The organism is Candidatus Nitrospira nitrificans, assembly GCF_001458775.1.
Lineage (GTDB): Bacteria > Nitrospirota > Nitrospiria > Nitrospirales > Nitrospiraceae > Nitrospira_D > Nitrospira_D nitrificans.
Window position 1 is genome coordinate 276,151 of record NZ_CZPZ01000023.1, and the last position, 21,856, is coordinate 298,006.

Consider the following 21,856-nt stretch of genomic DNA (forward strand, 5'->3'; position numbering starts at 1 on the left):
GTGTGTTTCCAGTCGTTGGGGACATTCACGTTTCGTACAGTAGCCGGGGTGGGTGGAGCATACAGAGAGCGGGCTTAACCGAGGTGCGGAACCTACGAGAGCAATATATCGAGAGAACGGCAAGGGAGACTGAAGAATACCTCAGGAATTAAAGGGACCAGTTCATGAGAACAGATGAAGCTTTGAACCGATCACACACTCACTACTAACCGGAGGATCACCGTGATGAGGAAACAAGGACAAAAGAAAGACGATATCGTTATTCTGCGAGTGCGAGTGACTGCGGAGCTCAATGCGGCATTGGAGGCAGCGGCTGATCGCGCTTGTCGGTCTAAGCTGAGACATGCCCGAGTCTTATTGGGCATAGCCCTAGGATTAATCACGGAGAAAAGCCCCTTGATGACATCTGATGCTCAAATACGGGCCAATTTAGCCAAAGCTAAAACCCGTGACTAGTTTGACAATGTACCTAAGTGAAAGAGCGAACCAGAGGAGGAAGCCCCATGGAGAGCCATATAGAACCGCTAGCCTTGCCCGTAGGTATTCGCCAACGCGGCGACAGTTACTTTATCGATGTGACTGTGAAGGGTATCCGCCGGACGCTAGTACGTTAATACCCTTAGATGATTTTAAAGAAGTATTCGAGCTTGTACCCTCAACCACGGTCTTTTAAAATAACGCCCGTTCCACACCGGTTGACGGATACCGAAACTATAATGATTTGTGGTGACTCCACATGGAACCTTTTTCTCTTCGCCACTTAAAAAGCCTTCAGACTCAAGTTTTCAAAGTGTCAATGAGAGATCCTCTCCGTTCTCGTCTGTGGCAAACAATTGAAAAGTACAACAGGTGGTATTCCTGTCACAAAGACCCATCTGATAACTGGGAGACAAACACAAGTCACATTGCCGAAACAGAACAAAGACTGGCGCGTCTGCTCGGCATGCCGGAATTAACATCACGCGCATCAGCGAAGGCAGTTGGAATCAAGGGGTACTTTCTGCACGGTTACCCATCGTGCGCCTTAGATGTTATCGAGCAGTTTGTTCAAGAGTTAACCCTAGACGAGGCATTGGCGTTCCACATTGAAGTGAACGATGCAACGGTGGCCTTTGATTGTCCGTGGTGGCTCTCTAACGGTCGGTTCTTTAAAATCGACGATGCATTTTTTCAGGTAGAGATTGTTCAGAAAGCCGAGGACTTCTTATGTGAGCGTGGATTTGAGGGTGCGCATAATGAGTTCCGCGAGGCTCGTGAGGATCTTACGGACGGGAAAACAAAAGATGTGATCGTTAAGGCGTTCAAGAGCTTCGAGAGTGCTTTAAAGACAGTGGGAAATACAAAAACTGGAAATGTCAGTGATCTGCTTACGCTATTCCGAGAAGCTGGATTCTTAGATGATATCCCCGTGGACAAACAGCAGGTGGTTACCACGGTACTTAGATCGATTGCTCTCCTACGTAATGAACTGGGTGGACACGGACAAGGCAATTCAGTTGTGGACGTGCCTCGGCCCTATGCTGTTCTGGCAATACATTTGGCTGGGTCGTTTAATCAGTTCGTTTTAAGTCAACACTTGCGAAAGTCTAATCAGGCAACCAGTCAATAACCCGCCGAATGGTGCCCTCTGTGAGATTGTCCGCTGACGTGAACCGGTTGATTCACCCTGCTACACTTGGCTACACTCCATGGCTACGTTTTGGCTACTCTCTCTCGCAAGTTCTTGATTGAAAAGCTGTAGTTCTGGGGTGTTTGTGGAAACCCGTCATCCACCCCATGCCCTCTCGTCATCACCTCTTGGGCTATCAGCTGAACTGGCCCATAAGCTAGAGTTCCGATCAGACTCCCCTCTTTTGCCTCGCATTTCCAAGATCTCCTGGATCTTGTGTACGCCGCTTCATCGAAAGTAATTGGTTTTGGAAGACCTGGACCGACAGATCCTTCTATCTCTCCCTGATTAATCCGCAGGTGGGTGAGGTTTCTGTCTGGTTATCCGTCTTCTCTACGATAAGGTGTAATGTGCCGACTCGGCTCCCATGGGACGAAAGGCTGCGACGACAACAGATCGTGAGCATGAATGTCAAAAGCGTGATCGTGATGATTGGGATCGTTGCCGTGGTCGTCCTGATCATATTCCGATTGGGAAACCAATCACCCAGTGAGTCATCGACGACGACACCTGCGTCCGACCAGCCAATTTTGGTCGATATCGCCCCCGTCACCGTCGGGTCAATCACAGAATCAATCCAGGCCGTTGGGACGTTGGAGGCGGTCGCGTCGATCACCGTGAGACCCGAGATCGCCGGCGTCATTCGACGGATCCACTTCCAAGACGGACAGGTGGTTGAGCGCGCGGCTCCGTTGTTGGAACTGGAGCAAGAAGAACTCCAGTCACAAGTCACTCAGGCGGCGGCGGAGGAGAACATGGCGCTGGTGACCTATGAACGGTTGAAGCGGATTACGGATGAGCAGTCCGCTATCGTGCCGGCTCAACAGATGGATGAAGCCCGGATGGCGTGGCACGCGGCGGCGGCGAACCGTCGCCTCTACGAGGCTCGTCTGAAGAAAACCGTGATCCGTGCCTCGTTCAGCGGGACACTGGGGTTTCGCCGCGTTTCGATCGGAGACTACGTCCAGCCGGGGCAGGACCTCGTGAATCTGGAGGACTTGCAGAATCTCCATGTGGATTTCAAGGTGGCGGAGGTGTGGTTGAGCCGGCTGCATGTCGGTCAACCGTTGATTGTCACGACGGAGGCCTTTCCGAATGCCACGTTCGCGGGACGGGTCACGGCGATTGATCCGCGAGTCGATGCCGTCAATCGGACGGTGGCGGTTCGTGCGGTCATTCCGAATCCCGCCGGCACGCTCCGGCCTGGTCTCTTTGTCACCGTTCGGTTGACCGTGGGTGAGGATACTCACGCGCTTCTGATCCCGGAAGAGGCCGAGTTTCTGCGGCAGGAGAAGACCATGGTGTTTCAGGTTGAAGAACGGATCGCCCGATTGAAAGAAGTCTCGTTGGGCGTGCGTGAACGGGGCATGGTCCAGGTGCGCGCCGGATTGAAGGAAGGTGATCAGGTGGTCCGGACCGGAACCCACAAGCTGCGCGACGGCGCGCCGGTCTCGATCAAATCATCCGAGTAACGACGAACCCTCTTGCCCGATATGAGCGCGCCCTCTCCATTCCACTCAGAGTAGGTATGAATCTTTCCGAGACCTGTATTCATCGGCCGGTGTTTGCAATCGTCATGACGCTGCTGCTGATGCTGTTCGGATTCTTGAGTTTCCTGCGATTGCCCGTTCGCGAGTACCCCGACATCAAACCGCCGATCGTATCCGTCCGAACGGTGTACCCGGGAGCCAGCGCATCCGTCGTCGAGTTGGACGTGACCACTCCGCTTGAAGACGTGCTCAGCGGCATTCAGGGACTCAGGACGATGACCTCTGCCAGCCGCGAAGAAGTGTCGTCGGTCACGCTGGAATTTGAATTGGGACGCGACCTGGACGGCGCCACCAACGACGTCCGGGATCGTGTTTCCCAAATTCGCCCGGTGTTGCCGTTGGGGATTCTTGAACCTCATGTCGAAAAGGCCGCGGCGGAGAATACCGAAGTTCTATGGCTCGCGGTCTCCAGCGATCGCTATTCCGAACTGGAACTTTCCGACCTCGCTGATCGATTCATCAAAGCGCAGTTGGCCATGATCCCCGGCGTGTCATCGACCTATCTCGACGGGGAACGTCGCTATGCCATGCGGATTTGGCTGGACCCCGATCGCCTCGCGGCTCGTCGTCTGACGGTTGAGGACGTGGAAGACGCGCTCCGAAATCAGAATGCATCGATCCCGGCCGGCCGCATTGAAAGCAATCAGATGGAATTCAGCGTCTCGCTCAAAGGGACCTTGCAAACCCCGAAGCAATTCGAATCGCTGATCATGGCCTACCGAGAAGGATACCCTGTTCGCCTGGAAGATGTGGCGCGCGTGGAATTGGCCGCGGAGGATACCCGCAAGGTGGTGCGATTCAACGGCAAGTCATCACTGGGGATTTCCGTGTCTCGCCAATCCAAGGCGAACACCTTGGCCGTGGTGCGCGCCGTCAGAGAGCAACTTCCGTCCATTGCGGCCGGGTTGCCGGAGGGTGTGGACCTGACGCTGGCGTGGGACAGTTCGACGCCGATCGAACGGTCGCTGGATGAAGTGTATATCGCCTTGGGGCTGTCGCTGTTTCTCGTCGTGCTGGTGATCTTTTGCTTTCTGGGAAGCGCGCGGGCGACGCTCATACCGGCGGTTGCCATCCCGGCGTCGATCATCGGGACGTGCACGATCATGGCGATGACCGGGTGTTCGCTGAACATCTTGACCCTCCTGGGCCTTGTGCTCGCCGTTGGCCTCGTGGTGGATGACGCCATCATCGTCCTGGAGAATATTCATCGCCGGATCGTCGCAGGCATGCCGCCCGTGCGGGCCGCCATCGAGGGCACGAACGAAATTGCCTTTGCCGTCATCGCGACGACGATCTCGCTTGTGGCGGTGTTCGTTCCGATCGCCTTCGTGACGGATATCGTTGGTCGGCTGTTTACGGAATTGGCCATTGCGGTCGCGTCGGCGGTGCTGTTGTCTGGTTTCGTGGCATTGACCTTGACGCCGATGATGTCCGGACGCTTGCTCCGCCAGGACAGCGGGGTGACTCGGTTTCGATTTGCCGCGCGACTGGCGGACGATCTCAGCCGGCAGTATCGGCGCGGGCTGGGATGGGTCATGAACGCGCGAGTAGCCGTTGTGATCGTGGCGGTCGGAGCGAGCCTGGGGAGCCTGTCCATCTTGAACCGACTTCCGTCCGAACTCGCGCCGCTCGAGGACACGGGGTGGTTTTCCGGCTTCCTCATCGCGCCGCAAGGCGCCACCCTTCGATATACCGATACCTACGCCAAAGAGTTGGAATCGTTGCTCCGGACGGTCCCTGAGATTGCCCATACCTATACGATGGTGGCCCTCGGTGATCGTCCGACGAGGGTCAACCGTGCCGAGAGTTGGGTGACGTTGAAGGATTGGAAGGAGCGCGCGACAAGTCAGCAGGAAATCGTCGCGGGCTTGAATCAAAAACTCGGCATGTTGACGGGGGTGAAAGCCTATCTCCTCAATCCGTCCTCCCTCGGAGACTGGTCGGAGAAATCGCCGGTGCAGTTTGTTCTCGGAGGATTGGACTATCAGGAGTTGCAACAGGCTGCCGAGACCCTGGTCTCACGGCTGGCCGGCCATCCGGGGTTTGTGTCGCCGGGAATGGATGCCGCGTTGGATACGCCGCATCTGGCGGTGGAAACGCATCGCGACAAGAGCGCCGATCTCGGTGTGTCGGTTGCCTCCATCGGACGGACGCTGGAGACCTTGCTCAGCGGAAGGCCGGTGAACACGTTTATGCAGAACGGCCGTCTGTACAAAGTGATCCTGAAAGTCGACGATCGGAATCGCGAAACGCCCTCGGCCATCAGCCAGCTCTATGTGCGGGGGAATGACGGCGCATTGGTGCAGCTCAACAATATCGTGACGGTGAAGGAAGTGCCCGCGCCGGACGTGTTGAACCATTTTGATCGCATGCGCGCCGTCACGGTCAGCGCGGGATTGGCCGACGGCTTCACGCTGGGGCAAGCCCTGAAGTATCTGGATGAAACGGCCCACGACATTGTCAGGCCCGGTATGCGGACGGCCTATGCCGGAGAATCCAAGACCTTCGCGGAAAGCAATCGAAACCTCTATCTGACCTTCGTGCTGGCGCTGGCGGTCATCTTCTTAGTGCTCGCGGCGCAATTCGAGAGTTTCCGGCATCCTTGGACGATTTTGCTCACAGTGCCGCCGGCCCTGTCGGGATCGTTGCTCTCATTAGCCGCGATCGGCGGAACCCTCACCATTTATAGTCAGATCGGTCTGGTGATCCTGATCGGGCTCGTGACCAAGAACGCCATCCTGATCGTGGAATTCGCCAATCAGCTTCGTGAACGGGGGATGGAGGTGTCCGAGGCGATCATCGAAGCAGCGGCGTTACGGCTTCGTCCGATCTTGATGACGACCTGCGCGACGATCCTCGGAGCCTTGCCGCTCGCGCTGGCCACCGGCGCGGGAGCAGCGGGGCGCCGTCAGATCGGCGTCGTGCTCATAGGAGGTCTGGTGGTGTCCACCCTCGTGACGCTCGTCCTGGTTCCAGCCGGTTATATGATCCTCTCCGGAGCCGTGAAGGGGTCTAAGACCTCGGATACGAAGAGCCTATAGGGCCTTCATGGCACAAAGTGGGCATGGTCTTGTGATCCGGCAACCACGACTGACGGGATGCCGAATTCCCATCCAGCCATCCAAATCGAGAAGGCCATAGCCCACGTGACTCCGCCGGTATGTGAGGGGCAGGTCGGGTGGTCTCGTCTTACTATCGAGGGAGAGGATGGCGAGTCCATAGGGTAAGGAGCGGTCTGTCAACCTCATTCGATCCATGGTATGTCGGCTCTCAGGAGAGACTCAGATTCTGGAAGAGGTGTCATGAATTGCAAATGGTGGACTCACGTCAGGGTCCTTGCCATCGGGATCGCCGGCTCGATGAGCATGTTCTCGCCATCGCTGAGTTGGAGCCTGGATATTACCCAACCGGCTCCTGTGGAACGTCATGAAACGGTGTCCCTGGCTGATGCAGCGGTTCGCGCCCTGCAGAACAATCTCGATATTAGTCTCAGCCGCCATACCAAAGAAAGTCGGTTGAGCGATATCGTCATCGAGCAAGCGAAGTTCGATCCCACCGTGAGCCTGAACGGTCGGTATCTCCGGACGGTCGATCCTCTCAATCGACCGGTGTTCGGGGCAACCGGGTTTCAGCTGAACCAGATCACGACCTTCGATCAGCGTACCCATGCCGTAAGCGTCGATGCCTCGACCAACCTTGTGACGGGCGGGAATATCGATGTGAATTACAGCCCTGCCAGAAACAACGTCAATCAAGATCTCGCGGATGGATTCTTGTTCAACCCTGCCTGGACCGGCGGCTTGTCGTTCACCGTGACCCAACCGCTGCTCAAGAACGCCGGGATCGGGGTCAACACCACCTTCATCAAGATCGCCCAAAACAACGCGGTCGTCGAGCAGCATATCTTTCGGGACCGTGTCTTGACCGTCATTGCCTCAGTCGAACAAAACTATTGGGAACTGGTGTATGCGAAAGAAAATGTGAAGGTCGCCCAGGCGGCATTAAAAGCGGCCGAGGAACTGTTGGCGACCAATCGCATCAAGGCCAAAGGCGGCGTGATGTCGGTCGTCGATGTGCTCCAAGCCGAGGCCGCCGTCGCGTCCAGAGTGGAGCAGGTCTTGGTAGCTGAGAAAGTCATCCGCGACGAGGAAGATCAACTGCGGACGCTTTTGAATCCCGGCGAAGCCGAGCTGCGGCAAACCGTGCGGCTCACGCCCATTGACGCCCCCATCACGTATCTCGAAACCATCAGCCTCGAAGAAGCCATCGAGACCGCGATCGAACAGCGTCCGGAAATCGTGCAGGCCAAGAAGAATATCGAGTCCAGCGAATTGAACACGCAATTTGCGCGCAACCAGTTGCTTCCCACGCTCTCCGTCCAGGGGACGATGGGTCTTTCAGGACTGGGCAGCGACTATGGAGGCTCGTTCACCAGAAATTTCAGCGGCGATTTCTATAACTACGGCGCGGGGCTGCTGTTCAGCTACCCGCTCGGCAACCGCTCCGCCCTCAGCACGTACAACAAACGCAAATTGGATGCGAAGAACGCCGAGGTCGCCCTTGCGAGTGTCCGCCATCAGATTATTCTCGGTGTTCGCGAAGCCGTGCGCCGCGCGCAGACGGACTTCAAACGTATCGAGACCACCCGTTCAGCCCGTATCCTTGCCGAGAAGCAGCTGCAAACCGAGCAGGAACGACTCAAGGTAGGACTCAGCACCACTCGCTTTGTCCTCGAATTTCAACGCGATCTCGCAACCGCGCAGGGAAACGAGTTGCGGGCCATCGTGGACTACAACAAGTCCCTCTCCAATCTCGCGCGGCATACCGCGACGACGCTAGACCGCTATCATCTTGAACTCTCATAGATATCGCGGGATTCGGAGCCATGGAGGTGTCTCCTCGAGTCCTCTCCGTCTGTCTTTTCGGCAAGCCAAAATTTTTTCCAGGGACGGGTGAGGTAACGAGAGTCTTATCCGTCTGTACAGTGATGCACTGTATCGACCTAACCGTCGTTCAGTTTGTCGCCACATCAGCACAATGGGGCCAGGCCGAGACAGCGAGGCCATGATGCCCGTCTGTCGTTAGCGGGTGAGGGGTATAAGGATTCACGATGAACATTCTGACACAACTGATCGATTACGGAATTATCGGGCTGTTGGTCGTGCTCAGCCTGTGGGCATTGGCCGTGGCGGTGGAACGGTGGCTCTATTATCGGCGCGTGAACTTGAATCAGTTCGAGAACATTCAGAGCATGGAAATAGCCTTGACGAAAGGGCTGGTCGTGATCGGAACGGTGGCGGCCAATGCGCCCTACATCGGGCTCTTGGGAACGGTGTTGGGGATCATGTTGACCTTCCACACGATGGGCACCTCGGGCACCATGGCGGTCGGCACGATCATGGTCGGGCTCAGTCTAGCGCTCAAAGCCACGGCCATCGGGTTATTGGTCGCGATCCCATGTGTCGTGCTGAATAACATCCTTCGACGGCGCGTCACCGAGCTCCTCACGCTGTACAAGGTGCAGCATGGAGCGTGAGCTGAATCAAATCAATGTCATTCCTCTCGTGGATGTGATGTTGGTCCTTTTAGTGATTGTCTTGACCACAGCCACGTTCATTTCGGCCGGCCAGGTCCCCGTGGAATTGGCGAAGGCCAAGGAAGTGAACGACCACAAGGACGTGCCGCTGATGATCACCCTGACGGCCGACGGTCGGCTGTTCGTCAATGACCAACCGGTTTCGGCGGATGGTCTGACGGCGATGCTGAACGGGCACCCGCGCGAGTCGATCGTCGTCCTCCGGGCTGATCGCGTCACGATCTTGGAGCGGTTTGTGGGAGTGGTCGATGAAGTCAAGGGCCTCGGATTTCGACAGGTCAGTTTGGAGGTCCTTCGATCATGACCGCGCTCGAATTCGATCGTATCGGCGCGAGCACGGTCCCCGAACAGGCGCGGGGATGGATGGCGTCCGTCATGCTGCACCTCCTGGGTCTCGCCGCCGCGACGCTTGTGATGGCGGAGATTCAGCCGCCGGTTCAGCGAGAGTTGTTTCAGTGGGATGTCTCGATGGTTGACTCGCCGACTCAATCTGAATCGCAGCCGACCGAACAAGCGATCCAGCCTCCTCCTTCACCCGTTAAACCGAAGCCTCCCATTAAAACGACTAAAACGACCGCTAAGCCGCTTGCTCAACACACTCCGCCGCCGACTCCCTACGAGGCAACGGTTCCGATAGAAACGACGCAGGTCATCAAGGACGTGGTTGAAAACGTCGAGCCGGTGACGGAGTCTCCCGCAGTGGAAGCGTCGGAGAGCCGAGTGGTCACCGCTCAGGTCGTCATGGCATCCGAGTCGCCGACTATCGAACAGCGCGTCGAGTCGACGGAAGCGGCGGTAGAACAACGCATCATCCAACAGAAGCTCGTGCACTATCGTAGGACTCAGGCGGACTACGGCTGGCTGGGCGACATGGTTCGGAAACGCATCGAAGAATTGAAACGCTATCCGACGCTCGCGCGCGAGAACCACTGGGAGGGCAGAGTCGTCGTCCAAGCGGTCATTAAGGCGGACGGTACGGTCGGGGATCTCACTGTCGCTGAAAGCTCTGGTCATGCATTGCTCGATCAGGACGCGTTGGTGGTCATGAGGAAAGCCTCCCCGTTGACGCTCAAATATCAATTGGAAAAGTCGCAGATTACCATTCTGATTCCGATCAGCTATCGCTTGGAAGGGTAGCACGTGGACGGAACAATTCGATCGACATGGAACATAAAAGGAGAAACACGATGAATCGCCTGACGATCGCTCGTTCGATCATCCGCCCCGCCGCGTTGATATCCTCAGTGGGCATGCTCTGCCTGCTCGTCGGTCCGGTTTTGGCTCAGAGCAAAAGCGAGAAAGCTTTCCATGCCGTGGCGGTCGATGCCAAGAGCGTAGAAACAGACGTCAAAAACGTCGTCTTCTATTATGAAGAAAAGATCAGCGAAACGGCGTTCGTTCCGCACGAGATGCGTGAGTTACCCGTGAAGCGCGGCACCGCCACGGTCAAAATAAAGTTCGATGGCATCAAACATATCGATCTCAAGCCGACCGGCAACGGCTCAGCGCCGAACGTGACCATCACGCTGAACGACGGCAAGACGGGAGAGTTTATCTTGGCCGTCGCGGGCAGTTTCAAGGGACAATCCGATTTCGGAGAAGTTGAATTGCCGGCAGCCGAACTGAAAAAGCTTACATTCAAGTAGCTTCATTTCGCCGCGCCGTTGTGTCCGGTCTGTTCGATGGTCGTTGTCCTGGGTGTTTCGATTCAACATCGCGCGAGGAGAGGACAGACGTGTCTATTCTTCGATCTTCCTCAGGGCTTTTTCACGCATGCCGGTTCCGCGCCAGTTTTGCGCGCGCGCATGAGTCAACTCTTTCGCGGATGGGGTTCCGCCTCTCTGGATCACGACACCAGCCATGCCGCGCAACGCGGTGGACGAGGTAGGACGATGAGCGAATCACGCGCGCCGGCAGTAGCAAGTGCGGACGTTCGGTGCCGCTGCGGGAAGCTGATAGCCCGCTGGGAGGGTGAAAATCTGGTCATCAAGTGTACGCGCTGCCGACGATTTGTCAGAATTCTCGCGTCGGCCATCGGCGGCAGGATGCCCGATCCGCAACCCAGTTCACATCGATAGCATCATGCCACAGTGAGTCCGGTCCATAGGGCGTGGCGGTGAATTCTTGTCGCGCATTCATCGTCGCGGGAGTCACGAGGCCAGAGGTCATATCGACCGGAGCCCAAGGCGTCACAAGACGCCTTGGGCTTTTTAGTTACGCTATGGCGGATGGGTGACGTAAGTCGCGGCGTGGTTTTTTAAGGAAGTGCACGTAAGAATACAACGGGTCCTGCAGTGCAGGGCCTGCCGCAAGATTTGTCGTGCTCTGAGTGCGATCAGACTCATGCGCGAGATCTTCGGTGATTCCAGGCGATCCATGGTCGAACGGCCTCACCGGCAGGACGGACAGCAGGCTGCTCCCTGGCAAGCGGCGGAAGGCCAGGCCCGGCGGCTCATCGCGTTCTTCGGGCACCATGGGATGATCGGTGTCTCAATTTTCACCAGCAGGACCGGGCGGTGCAGACCCCCAGCCGCTGGCAGGTGCGGCAGCCGATCTACTCGAACTTCGTCGGGCGCTGGAAACGCTATCGAGCGTATCTGCCTGAATTGGAAACCGCCTGTGCAGAGATAGAGGGAAGATGATTCTCATACCATTTGAGTGTCGGTCCGAGCTGAGTACTCGTTCTGCAAGAATGAAGCCATTTCGTCAAGACTTGGTTTCACCGTCTGGCTCACCGGCTTGCCGGGGGCGGGCAAGACGACCTTGGCGCGATTGCTGACGACGACGCTTCGACAACAGGATCTATCGGTCGATTACTGGACGGGGGCGAGCTGCGGCGAACCCTCACCAAGGATCTCGGCTTCTCACGCACCGACGGCGTGGCGCCGACGCAGTGTGTAGAAGCTATCCTGGTTGTCTTACAAGGACGGGTAAAAACCATGTCCAGTCCATTCAGGGGTGAGGTTTTGGTGCATTCGCACGTCATAAGTAAATGTGTAGGTCTGTTCAGACGAAGGTCCAACCCGTTAGGCCTTCTAAGCGATTGTCATGATTACCGACCAGTTCAGGTCTGTCATCACGCAGCCGGACTTGATGGATCCGCTGGAATCCCCTGAGCCGCTCTCATGGCTATCGGCGAAGCGCCGTCGTTTCAGATTGAGAAAATTCTGGCTCACGCTCCATTTGTATCTCGGATTGTTCGGGGGCGGGCTCTTCGTATTGATGAGTCTTACCGGCAGCTTCCTGGTTTTCTATAAGGCGATCGACGAATGGTTGAATCCGGTGCTCATGACGCCGAGCGGCGCCGGACCCCATCGACCGTTGAGCGAAATCGTCGCGGCGGCCAAGTCGGCCGGCCCTTCCGGCGGTTGGCTGGACAGCGTCGAATGGCCGTTACATCGCCACGGTGTCTTTCTTGCCTGGCACAGGGCTCAGGAGGCCGGCGCCGACGAGAGCCGGTGGATTCAAGTGACCGTCGATCCGTATACGGCAGCCGTGCTGACCAAAGACCGCGAATGGGGCGGGTACTTGGTTTCGTTCATATACAATCTGCACGCCTCGCTCCTGATGGACGATGTCGGCGCGACAATCGTAGGGTTTGTCGCCATCTTCCTGCTCATCTCGATCAGTACGGGTCTGTACCTCTGGTGGCCGCGTCCAGGGAGGCTCGGTCAGGCGCTGACCTATAGGTCCAGCGGAAGCCCCGTTCGTCGGCACTACGAGTGGCACAAACTCAGCGGGTTTTATAGCGCGATCATTCTGGGGATGCTGGCCTTTACCGGCGTCTACCTGGAGTTCAGCAACTATGTTATCCCGATCGTTCGTCTCTTTTCCCAGGTCCAGGAGGTTCCCAAGGAAGAAGAGATTCAATCCGTTCCAATTGCCGGGGCTCCGTCATTGCCTGTCGAGCAGGCCATCGCGCTCGCGAGGCAGATATTCCCCGAGGGAGAGTTGCGGTACCTGGGGTTGCCTCACGAAGACCGCGATGTCTATCACGTTGCGCTGTATCAGCCGAGCGAGGTGCGGACATCGGGGGGCGAAAGTCAGGTGTGGTTGGATCAATACAGCGGCGCAGTGCTTCGCGTGCAAGATTCTCGTCGCTTCACCGGAGGAGAGACTTTTCTGGCCTGGCTGTTCCCTTTACATAACGGTGAAGCGTTCGGCCTCACCGGCCGATGGATCGTGTTTATTACGGGATTCGTTCCCCTCTTGTTATACGTCACGGCGGTCCGCATGTGGTGGTTGAAGCGGCAAGCGCATCGGCGACAGAAACAATCAAGCGCCTCATGATTGATCGGCCTCTTAACGGGAGTGCCGGTGTACCGCTCTTTGATCCGATCGACGAGTCGAAGAAAATGACCAACATTCGCGCCCAATATTGAATTTGTCGTTCAGCATGTTGTAGAGCTACTCCCGATGATAGAGCGAGCCGGTACATGAGCCGCGCGCAATCGACCGGAAGGCGGTGATGCCGTCTATCACAATTGAATAGCACAGGTGACGAACAAAAGAAGATCGAGAGCAGTTGAAAGTAGGAACGCGATGAAATCGATACGCATCCCCTTGCCGAATTCCTTCCCATGGTGGTTGGCAACGATTGTGCTGGTCGCGAACCTGAATGGCGTTGCGATGGCGCTGTCGACGGACGACGAGAATGCGCAAACCGTCGTCCATATGCTTGATTATGTCGGCGTGGACTACCCTGGGTTTGTGCAGGATGGCAAGGTGGTCAATGCCGAGGAGTATGCGGAGCAGCGCGAGTTTGCTGCTCAGGCCATCATTCTTCTCGGCAACTTGCCTGCCGTGCCCGAACAACCGAAGCTGTTGCAGGAGGCTCGTGGGCTGTTCGCGTGCATTGAGGCGAAAGCGCCTGGCAACGAGATCGCGGCCCTCGCGGGCCGGCTGCGCGTCGGCGTGATCCAAGCGTGGAAGCTCAGCGTGTCTCCACAACAACCGCCGGACCTCCGGCAGGCCGGACAGCGGTTCGCACAGTCCTGTGCCGCGTGCCATGGCGCGCAGGGGCGCGGCGACGGGCCGCAGGCCATGGGTATGGAACCGGCTCCTAGCAACCTACAGGATGAGGCACGTATGCGTCAGCGCAGCCTGTACGGCCTGTACGCTACCATTACGCTCGGCGTCCGCGGCACGCCTATGCGCGCCTTTACCGAACTTTCCGAAGCCGACCGCTGGGCACTGGCCTTCTTTGTCGGTGGCCTTCGTGCCGATTCTGAACTCGTGGCCAAGGGCGAGGCGCTGTGGCGGCAAGGCGAAGGCAAAACAGCTATCGGAAGCTTGCGCGCACTGGTCACAAAGACTCCTAGTGAACAAGCCTCCATCGGCTCCGCGACGGACGCCGTGCGCGCTTACCTCACGCAACAGCCACAAGCGCTGCAAGCCTCGAACCAGAAGCCGCTGGATTTCTCGCGTGCCAAGCTCGACGAGACTGCGCAAGCCTATGCGGACGGCAACCAAGAAGGTGCACAGCGCCTAGCGATCGCGGCCTACCTGGAAGGCTTCGAATTGATTGAATCGGCACTGGAGAATGTTGACGCATCGCTGCGCATGGAAATCGAGCGCGAGATGATGACATTACGTGCGGCGATCGGCGAGAGACAACCGTCGGAGGCCGTGACAGCTCAGGCGGCGAGGGCGAAGGCGCTGCTGGTCCGTGCCGATGCTGCGCTCTCCGACAGTACCTTATCGCCGAATACGGCCTTTGTGAGTTCACTGCTCATCTTGCTCCGCGAGGGATTAGAAGCGATTTTGGTGATTTCAGCCATCGTGGCTTTCACCGTCAAAACCGGGCGGCGGGATGCGTCGCCTTACATCCACGCTGGTTGGATTGGCGCCGTGGCGCTGGGCGGCATCACCTGGATCGTCGCCCGTTACGTGCTGAGTATCTCGGGCGCTAACCGGGAACTGACCGAAGGCATCACAGCGTTGCTGGCCGCGGCCATGCTGCTATACGTGGGATGGTGGTTGCACAGCCGCGCGAACGCGCAAGCGTGGAACCAGTTCATCCGCCAGCAGATCAATGCCGCACTGGGTAAGCGCACGCTCTGGGCGATGGCCGGTATCTCGTTTCTCGTGGTGTACCGGGAATTGTTCGAAGTGATCCTGTTCTACGAGACATTGTTGGCGCAGGCCGGTGCTGCTGGGCAGAGTGCGGTGCTGTGGGGCATCGCCACGGCGGCGTTGCTGATGGTGCTGATCGGCAGCATGATTTTTCGTTATAGCCTGCGCCTGCCGATCGGGCCATTTTTCACGGTAACCTCGAGCTTGCTGGCGCTGATGGCCGTAGTCTTTGTCGGTAACGGCGTCGCGGCGCTGCAAGAAGCAGGTGCGCTCGAGGCAACAATGATACGTTTCTTCTCGCTGCCGATGCTGGGTATCCACCCAACTGCGGAGAGTCTTGCGCTGCAGGTACTGACGCTCACGGTAATCAGTGGTGGGCTATGGTCCACTCGAGCGAAGGCGGCTTAGCAAACGCGCCGCCTCTACGCCAGCTATTGCCCCTGGTAGAGAGAGTCCTCGCCCCCTGTGATGCTCGGGATCGATATCTGTTGAGCTACCGTTCAAGTCAGCCATAAAGTCCTGGTGTGATGATCATGACGCATCCGGCTCCGGTCGCTTTCCCGTGAATCTCCGGGTGTTTGTTGGGCATTTTGCCGGGGCCAAATGCCTGAAACAGCCCTGGTTGCCTAAATTGCCCTCGCGATGATCCAATGTGGAACGCGACATGAGTGCTTGACAAGCTTGCCGTATAAATGATATTGAGAACTTATATCAACTTAGAGTTCGCACGGAAACGTGCGTGACTGTCGTTGACGAGCAGATTCGGGAACCACGAGGCCAGAGGTTGTTGCAGACCAGAGCCCAAGGTGTCGAAAGATGCCTTGGGCTTTTTCGTTCTGGCTCATTGATTCAGATGGGGTTGAAACGGAACCCTGCGCGGGAAAGACCGTGGTGCCGTGATGGTGAATGCAACCTCTTCGCAGCACCGATTGTCGAAAATACGAAACGTTCGCTATCGGTATCCGCCGAGACCTACGGAGGTAACATGGCATTAGGTTGTAGAAGATGTGGAGGCTATATCATCCACGAGTTACCCGACGATTATTATCAAACGAAACGATGGAGGTGCATCAACTGCGGATGGTCTCGCGAGGGTATGGTCGTGCACCCCTGCCGGCCAGTCAGCGTGTCTAAACGGGAAAGTTATCAGCGTCGAGAGTAATGCAATCATCAATCGATGAAAGGGAATGACCGGTATGAATAAGATCTTGAGTAAGGATAGTCCCATGAAGTTGGTATTGTGCGGTTGCGGAAAACTGCACCTGACGTGTGGTGCGGTCACGCTCCACCTCACGCGCGATGAATTTCTCGCGCTGGCAGAGTCTGTTCGGCGCTTGGCCGTGATCGTGGCGCAGCCATCCATGAACCAGCCCTTAGTATCGGCACAGCCAATTCCCAGTGAGGTCTGTCACTAAGACAGGGATCGGGGAATGTGCCGGATGGAGCCGGTGGTCCATAAAGTGAACCTTCGATGGAGGAGGGACGATGAACAAGCGATACATCCGATCCAGCGATGATCTTGCCGTAGTCATCAGTTTGGTGACGGCGGTTAGCATTCTCTTGTCGGCTCTTGTTGGGATATGGATCTGGTCGACCGTCGCCGCCGAAGGCGGAGTGACTAGCCTGTAGAAGCCCATATGTGTGAACAGTTTCCTTTGTGCGACAGCAAGAGGTTCGTGGTGTTCGAGGCGCTGGAGCCTTTCGGTTTTGGTTCGGGTCAGCCGTAGAGATACATGTCGGGGCCTCATATCCTCATCAGCAGGCGCCAATCCTGAGTCATTGCAGCGGATGCTAGAAATAAAAGTTGACAGCAGTGTGCATGAACTGATATTGAGAACTTGTATCAACTAAGAAGTTGTAGATATCAATGACTCTAAGGCAATAGGTCCATTTCTAAAATGTTTCTAGGGTGAAACGGGTCACTACAGACGTTTCGAGCTAGTTATAAGCGTGTCTAAGTAGCAGTCACCAAGTAACGAGGCCAGAGGTCATCGAAGACCGGAGCCCAGGGTGTCAAAGGACATCCTGGGCTTTTTTTTATTAAGAAGATTGGAACACAAGGAGATAGTCGATGACGACACACAGCACACATCTCGCTGAAGCAGAACTCACGGCTTCACGCGATATTCCCAACGTGGGGATGGCACTGCGTCTCACGTATGCGCAGATCGCCTCCCTGTTTCATCAGTACCGTGAGGAACTCACCCGCCGGATTGTCACGATGGTCAAGTCTCACGAAACGGCTGCGGACCTTGTGCAGGATACCTATGTGCGGTTGCTTCGGCTCGGTGAAGCGCATGCCGTGGAACAGCCTCGTGCGTTGCTCCATCGCATTGCCGCGAACCTGGCGATTGACCATCTGCGGAAAGAGAAAAATGGTGTCCATGCCCTCGATGGCATGGATGCCGCCATGGCCGTGCCCTCTCAATCGCCTTCACCTGAACGGGAGTTGCTCGCCAAACAGCGGCTTCGCCTGTGTCTGCGGGTGATCGAACAGCTTCCGCGCCGGAGCCGTGAAGCCTTCGTGCTGTGCCGAGTGTATGGGTACTCATACCAAGAAATCGCCGTGCGCATGAACATCTCGGAGAGCGGGGTGGAAAAGTTATTGATGCGAGCGCTAGACCAAAGTTGCGAGGCCCTCGAGGCCATAGACCACCGCCAGTGAGGATCTTGGTCCGTTGAATCGTCACACTGTATACTGGCTCCGGTCTCGTCGAGCACCTGCCGACACGACCGGCTTATGCAGCGCACAGATGATTCAGACAATATGGTTTTATCTGAGGAGGAAGCCCGGCTTAGGAAAGAAGCCGTGGCGTGGGTCATTCGTTTGCAGAACAGCGGCATATCACAGGAGGACCATCGAGCCTTCGAGGCCTGGCAGGCGCAGAGTCCTCGACATGCCCTCATGTATCGTAAGGTTTCTGCAGTATGGGAAAGCCCAGAGTTGAGCGCGGCTGCCGCTGTTGCGGCGAGGGCGGAACCGTCCTGGTTCAAACCAAAAGCTGCGGCGTCTCCGCGATGGCCAGTTTTGGCCCTCGTCGGCCTTATCTTGGTCGGTATCTTCGCCGATTATTTTGATGTAACCACACGCTGGCAATCCGACTATCGAACTGGGTCCGGAGAGCGGCGCACGGTCAAGTTGCCGGATCGCTCGATTGCCACGCTCAACACCCAATCAGCGATCGCGCTCTTATTTGACGAGGGGGTGCGTCGTGTCTGGCTGCTTAAAGGCGAAGTCCACTTTAACGTTCAGCAGGATACAGCCCGTCCGTTTATCGTGGACGGTACTGCAACCGCCGTTCGAGCTGTTGGAACGGCATTCGTCGTCCGGGCAGAGTCGAGTGGAGCGCACATCACCGTCCTCGAAGGCACCGTCGAGGTTCATTCCAAAGGTCAGACAGCTTCTCCGGTCATGGTCACAGCGGGATCCCAGCTCCAGGTGGAGCATGGCCGCATGGGGCGGCCGCATTCCGTCAATGTGCCGGCGGCCTCGGCATGGCTGCAGGGGCGGCTTATCGTCAATGGCGTGCCGTTTGCCGAGGTGCTGGAAGAGTTGCGGCGGTATCATCCGGGGACGATCATCCTGTTGAACCAGCGTGTCGGTGAAACCAACGTGACGGGAACCTATAACGTGGACGATCCCGTTGCCGCGCTTGAGCTGCTCATCAAGACGGTTCCGGTCTCAATGGTTGGTCTGGCTAATCGTCTCATCCTTCTCTTTTAATTTTCTCCGAACACACTTCTGTGCGTCAAAGCAGGTGAGGGAACGTGCGTTCTCTTGCGTCTACTGAGAGGCGCATCAAAACAGGAGGTGTGAGAGGGCATGGAACGGCGAGAAATGAACAACAACGAGGATTGTGTTTCACACTGTCGAAAACAGGAAGCAGGATGGACAGATCCATGGCGGAGACGACTCAGTTGGGTGTTGTTCCTTTTCACCCTCGCCGCGCCGGTAGCGGGAGATAGCTTTGCTCAGGACAATGCCTCTAATGCCTCTTCTGTGGCGCCAAGCGCTCCCGTCGAGTTCCATATACCCACGCAACCGCTCGGCAGTGCGTTGAATGCCTTCGCCGAGAGCACGGGTTGGCAGGTCAGTGTTCCAACCGAGTTGATCGTCGGCAAGACCTCGTCCGGCATCACGGGAAGCCATCAGCCTGAAGAGGCCCTCCGATCGCTGCTGGCAAACTCGGGCGTCACCTACCGCCTGACTGCTCCCAACGCCGTGACGCTCGTGCCGAGTGCCGTCTCATCATCGACTCCAGATGCTCAGACCGTACCGTTAGAACCTATAGGCGCGGGGCCAACCGATATCGTTGATTCCAAGCCGGTCAAGGTCCCTGAAATCGTCGTGAAAGAGGTCCGGAAGCGGGAAAGCCAGGCCTATACCGTCGATGATACATCGACCGCGACCAGAATGCCGGTGCCCATCCACGATACCCCTCGTTCCGTCGAGGTGGTGACCAGACAGGTGATGGAAGATCAAAAAGTCATCCGTTTCAGTGATGCCTTGCGGAATGTGAGCGGGGTGTCTCAGTCCAATGATCAAGGCGGTCAGGGGGGGCTTTTTATGATACGCGGGTTTGTATCAGATCTGGCCCTATTTAAAAATGGGTTTCGAGACGACAGCGTGTTCGGCACACGTACCCAGCGTGAAACTATCAACCTCGAACGTATAGAGGTCGTCAAAGGCCCGCCGTCGTATCTGTATGGCCGATCCGACCCCGGCGGCGTCATCAACCAAATCACAAAAGCGCCGCTGAGAAATCCCTATTATTCCGCGGAAATGATCATCGGCAATTATGGCCTGTATCGTCCGCAGTTCGACATCGGCGGGCCATTGAATGCCAGCAAAACATTGACGTTTCGATTCAACGGCATGTTCGAATCAGCCGGAAGTTATCGAGACGGAGTCGAGTCGAGGCGCACCTTTATCGCTCCGACGATCGGATGGGAGATCGGGCCTCGGACTAATTTGAGAGTTGAAGGCGAATACCTATACAGCCGCGCCCCCATCGACCGTGGATTGGTGGCCTTCGGCGGCGGTGTGGCACCCATCCCGATCAGCCGATTCCTGGGCGATCCGGCTCGCCATCTTGAAGCTCACAATGGGAAAGCCACAGTGACCCTGTTGCATGACTTCAACGACATGTTCACGTGGCGTACGGCATTCAGGGCGGCCGTGACTCGTAGCCTTTACTCCAGCCGAGAAGCGTGGTTCTTCGTTGGAAATGAAAGTGACGGCATCATGAATCTGGCGCAGTTTCGGATTCCGACGACCACGCAGAGTCACTATCTACAAAATGAATTGCACGGACAATTCTCCACCGGCCCCATCAAGCATAAGACAATCGTCGGGGTCGAACTGGGCCGCGAAGTCTCTGTCGCCTCGGTCTCCGATGATAACGGCAATCAAGATACCGGCACACCAGGCGACTTTAGCTATATTAATATTTTCAATCCTGCTGACAGGCTGTTTTTGAATACGCCACTCACAAAAACTAGTAACACCAAGGATGTCAACAATATTCTTGGCGTGTATTTTGGCGGAATTATCAAGATGTCCGTTGAAAATGTTCTGAGTCGCTCCATGGTTATGGCTCTTGTCAGGCTGCCTTCTTGCTCGGCACAGAGGCCGCCTCTGTCTGCTCGGTCTCAATTGTGGCCCTGATCTGCGTAATCTCGGCATAGCCCTTGACCTTCCGGAACCGCTGCTCACAGCAGAGCAGCACGGTCCCCAGCCACCGCTGAAGCATCACACTCCCGCGGATTCGCTTGAGGTTCCGCTCACTGTGCCGGACCAGCGAGAACATGCTCTCGATTGGATTGGTGGATATGAGCGTCTTGCGCAGCAGGGGCGGCACCTTCAGCCGATGCAGGGTCAATAATTCCTCAAAGGCTTCCCGGAGCGATGTGGCCGCTGATTCGTTTTTGGTTCGGAGCCAGGCCTCCAACTCCTGCAGCATCCGCCTCGCGTCGGCATAGCTGGTCTGCTCCAACGCCGTCATCAGCCGCCGATGCGCCTCTGCCCGATACGGCTTTGCCAGGTGCCGCTGTAGATTCCGGCTCTTGTGAATAGCACAGCGTTGATGCACCAGCTTCTTACCGAACCGGGCTCGAAGCGCCTTGATCAGCCCACTGCCGCCATCGGTGACAAACAGAATTCGGCGGGAGAGGACCAGCCCGCGACGCTCCAGGTCCACAAACAGCGCCTCACAGATCTCGTGATTTTCTGAAGAGCCCTGCCAGAACCCCAAGGCCTTCTTCTCCCCACCCTGGTCCACCCCCAGGGCGACGAGAAACGCCTCGCCCCCTCGGTGGATGGTGTCGAGGAAGAGGGCAAATGGCGTGACGTCGGCCAGAGATCGTTGTTGGAACGCCTTCAGTTTCGTCGCGGTCAGCTCCACGAGCTTGCGAGAGACCGAGGAGGCGGACACGCCGAACGCCCCTGCGGCCTCGATCACGGTGTCCGCGTAGCGCTGCGCCGACACGCCTCGGAGAATCTTCGCCAACAGTTCCTCCGAAAATGCCCCCGGCGCACGCATCCGGGCATAGGACTGCAGGGTCAGCTCTCCCTGCGTCACGTGCCGCAAGCGGGGGCGCGTCACCTTGACCTTCTGGTCTCCCAGGAAGATCGAGCCGTCCTCATGCGCCCACTTTTGAAGAGCAGGGTCCGTCGGATGGTAGTCCGGTCCCGCGATCTCCTCGCGCTCCATCAGCATGATACTCTCACCCACCATCCGTCCCATCTCCAGCATCACCGCATCCAACGCTTGTTTCCCGGAGTGAATGACACGGACCAGGGTCCCCAGCATTCGGTCCTCACCCGTCATCGCTCGCAATCCTGCCAACACCTGTTTCCGTTGTCTGGTCTCCCGCCTCATCGGTGGCTCCTTTCCTGTGTGCCCGTAGAGTATTCCACGGCAGGAGCCCCTCATTCAAAATTCAACGGACTTCAATATAACTCCA

At 56.9% G+C, this 21,856-nt stretch carries 17 protein-coding genes; 16 read left to right on the top strand and 1 reads right to left on the bottom strand.

What is annotated here, in order from left to right; translation table 11 throughout:
• Window positions 1–736: 736 nt before the first annotated feature.
• The 16 genes from COMA2_RS13885 (at window position 737) to COMA2_RS13955 (ending at window position 20,558) form a co-directional block, all read left to right on the top strand.
• On the top strand, window positions 737–1,609 hold the full coding sequence (locus COMA2_RS13885; protein WP_090899312.1) for a DUF7014 domain-containing protein: 873 nt from the start codon (window positions 737–739) through the stop codon (window positions 1,607–1,609).
• A 464-nt stretch (window positions 1,610–2,073) separates the two neighbouring features.
• Entirely contained in the window at window positions 2,074–3,141 is a 1,068-nt protein-coding gene (locus COMA2_RS13890) for an efflux RND transporter periplasmic adaptor subunit (protein ID WP_090899315.1), read from the top strand.
• A 56-nt stretch (window positions 3,142–3,197) separates the two neighbouring features.
• The gene (locus COMA2_RS13895) at window positions 3,198–6,260 is read left to right on the top strand and encodes an efflux RND transporter permease subunit (protein WP_090899318.1); all 3,063 of its coding nucleotides are present in this window, start codon (window positions 3,198–3,200) and stop codon (window positions 6,258–6,260) included.
• Between the two features lie 261 nt (window positions 6,261–6,521).
• A complete protein-coding gene (locus tag COMA2_RS13900; RefSeq protein ID WP_175304615.1) occupies window positions 6,522–8,084 on the top strand; it encodes a TolC family protein in 1,563 nt (520 codons plus the stop codon).
• 245 nt (window positions 8,085–8,329) lie between these two features.
• A complete protein-coding gene (gene exbB / locus COMA2_RS13905) occupies window positions 8,330–8,755 on the top strand; it encodes a TonB-system energizer ExbB (protein ID WP_090899324.1) in 426 nt (141 codons plus the stop codon).
• On the top strand, window positions 8,745–9,119 hold the full coding sequence (locus tag COMA2_RS13910) for a biopolymer transporter ExbD (protein WP_090899328.1): 375 nt from the start codon (window positions 8,745–8,747) through the stop codon (window positions 9,117–9,119). The genes exbB and COMA2_RS13910 overlap by 11 nt, the downstream gene beginning before the upstream one ends.
• The gene (locus COMA2_RS13915; RefSeq protein ID WP_090899331.1) at window positions 9,116–9,952 is read left to right on the top strand and encodes an energy transducer TonB; all 837 of its coding nucleotides are present in this window, start codon (window positions 9,116–9,118) and stop codon (window positions 9,950–9,952) included. Before COMA2_RS13910 ends, COMA2_RS13915 begins: the two co-directional genes overlap by 4 nt.
• Window positions 9,953–10,002: 50 nt before the next feature.
• Window positions 10,003–10,461 (top strand): hypothetical protein, encoded by a 459-nt coding sequence (locus COMA2_RS13920; protein ID WP_090899334.1) that lies wholly within the window; start codon window positions 10,003–10,005, stop codon window positions 10,459–10,461.
• Between the two features lie 1,012 nt (window positions 10,462–11,473).
• Complete coding sequence (locus COMA2_RS21140; protein WP_217490756.1) at window positions 11,474–11,716, top strand: adenylyl-sulfate kinase; 243 nt, start codon at window positions 11,474–11,476, stop codon at window positions 11,714–11,716.
• Between the two features lie 147 nt (window positions 11,717–11,863).
• Window positions 11,864–13,105 carry a PepSY-associated TM helix domain-containing protein gene (locus COMA2_RS13930; RefSeq protein WP_090899337.1) on the top strand — a complete coding sequence of 414 codons (1,242 nt, stop codon included), beginning with the start codon at window positions 11,864–11,866 and terminating at the stop codon, window positions 13,103–13,105.
• A gap of 252 nt (window positions 13,106–13,357) precedes the next feature.
• Window positions 13,358–15,298, top strand: a complete 1,941-nt coding sequence (locus tag COMA2_RS13935) for a cytochrome c/FTR1 family iron permease (protein ID WP_090899340.1) — start codon at window positions 13,358–13,360, stop codon at window positions 15,296–15,298.
• Window positions 15,299–16,086: 788 nt separating this feature from the next.
• Window positions 16,087–16,305: a hypothetical protein gene (locus tag COMA2_RS13940; RefSeq protein ID WP_139077361.1), complete on the top strand. Its 219-nt coding sequence runs from the start codon at window positions 16,087–16,089 to the stop codon at window positions 16,303–16,305.
• 70 nt (window positions 16,306–16,375) lie between these two features.
• Window positions 16,376–16,519, top strand: a complete 144-nt coding sequence (locus COMA2_RS20260) for a hypothetical protein (protein ID WP_175304616.1) — start codon at window positions 16,376–16,378, stop codon at window positions 16,517–16,519.
• 442 nt (window positions 16,520–16,961) lie between these two features.
• Window positions 16,962–17,555 (top strand): RNA polymerase sigma factor, encoded by a 594-nt coding sequence (locus tag COMA2_RS13945; protein WP_090899346.1) that lies wholly within the window; start codon window positions 16,962–16,964, stop codon window positions 17,553–17,555.
• Between the two features lie 75 nt (window positions 17,556–17,630).
• Complete coding sequence (locus COMA2_RS13950; protein ID WP_090899349.1) at window positions 17,631–18,614, top strand: FecR family protein; 984 nt, start codon at window positions 17,631–17,633, stop codon at window positions 18,612–18,614.
• Window positions 18,615–18,713: 99 nt separating this feature from the next.
• Window positions 18,714–20,558 (top strand): TonB-dependent siderophore receptor, encoded by a 1,845-nt coding sequence (locus COMA2_RS13955; protein WP_090899352.1) that lies wholly within the window; start codon window positions 18,714–18,716, stop codon window positions 20,556–20,558.
• On the opposite strand, the gene COMA2_RS13960 is transcribed toward COMA2_RS13955, so the two are convergent.
• A complete protein-coding gene (locus COMA2_RS13960; RefSeq protein ID WP_175304358.1) occupies window positions 20,494–21,771 on the bottom strand; it encodes an IS256 family transposase in 1,278 nt (425 codons plus the stop codon). The genes COMA2_RS13955 and COMA2_RS13960 overlap by 65 nt on opposite strands.
• Window positions 21,772–21,856: the final 85 nt, after the last annotated feature.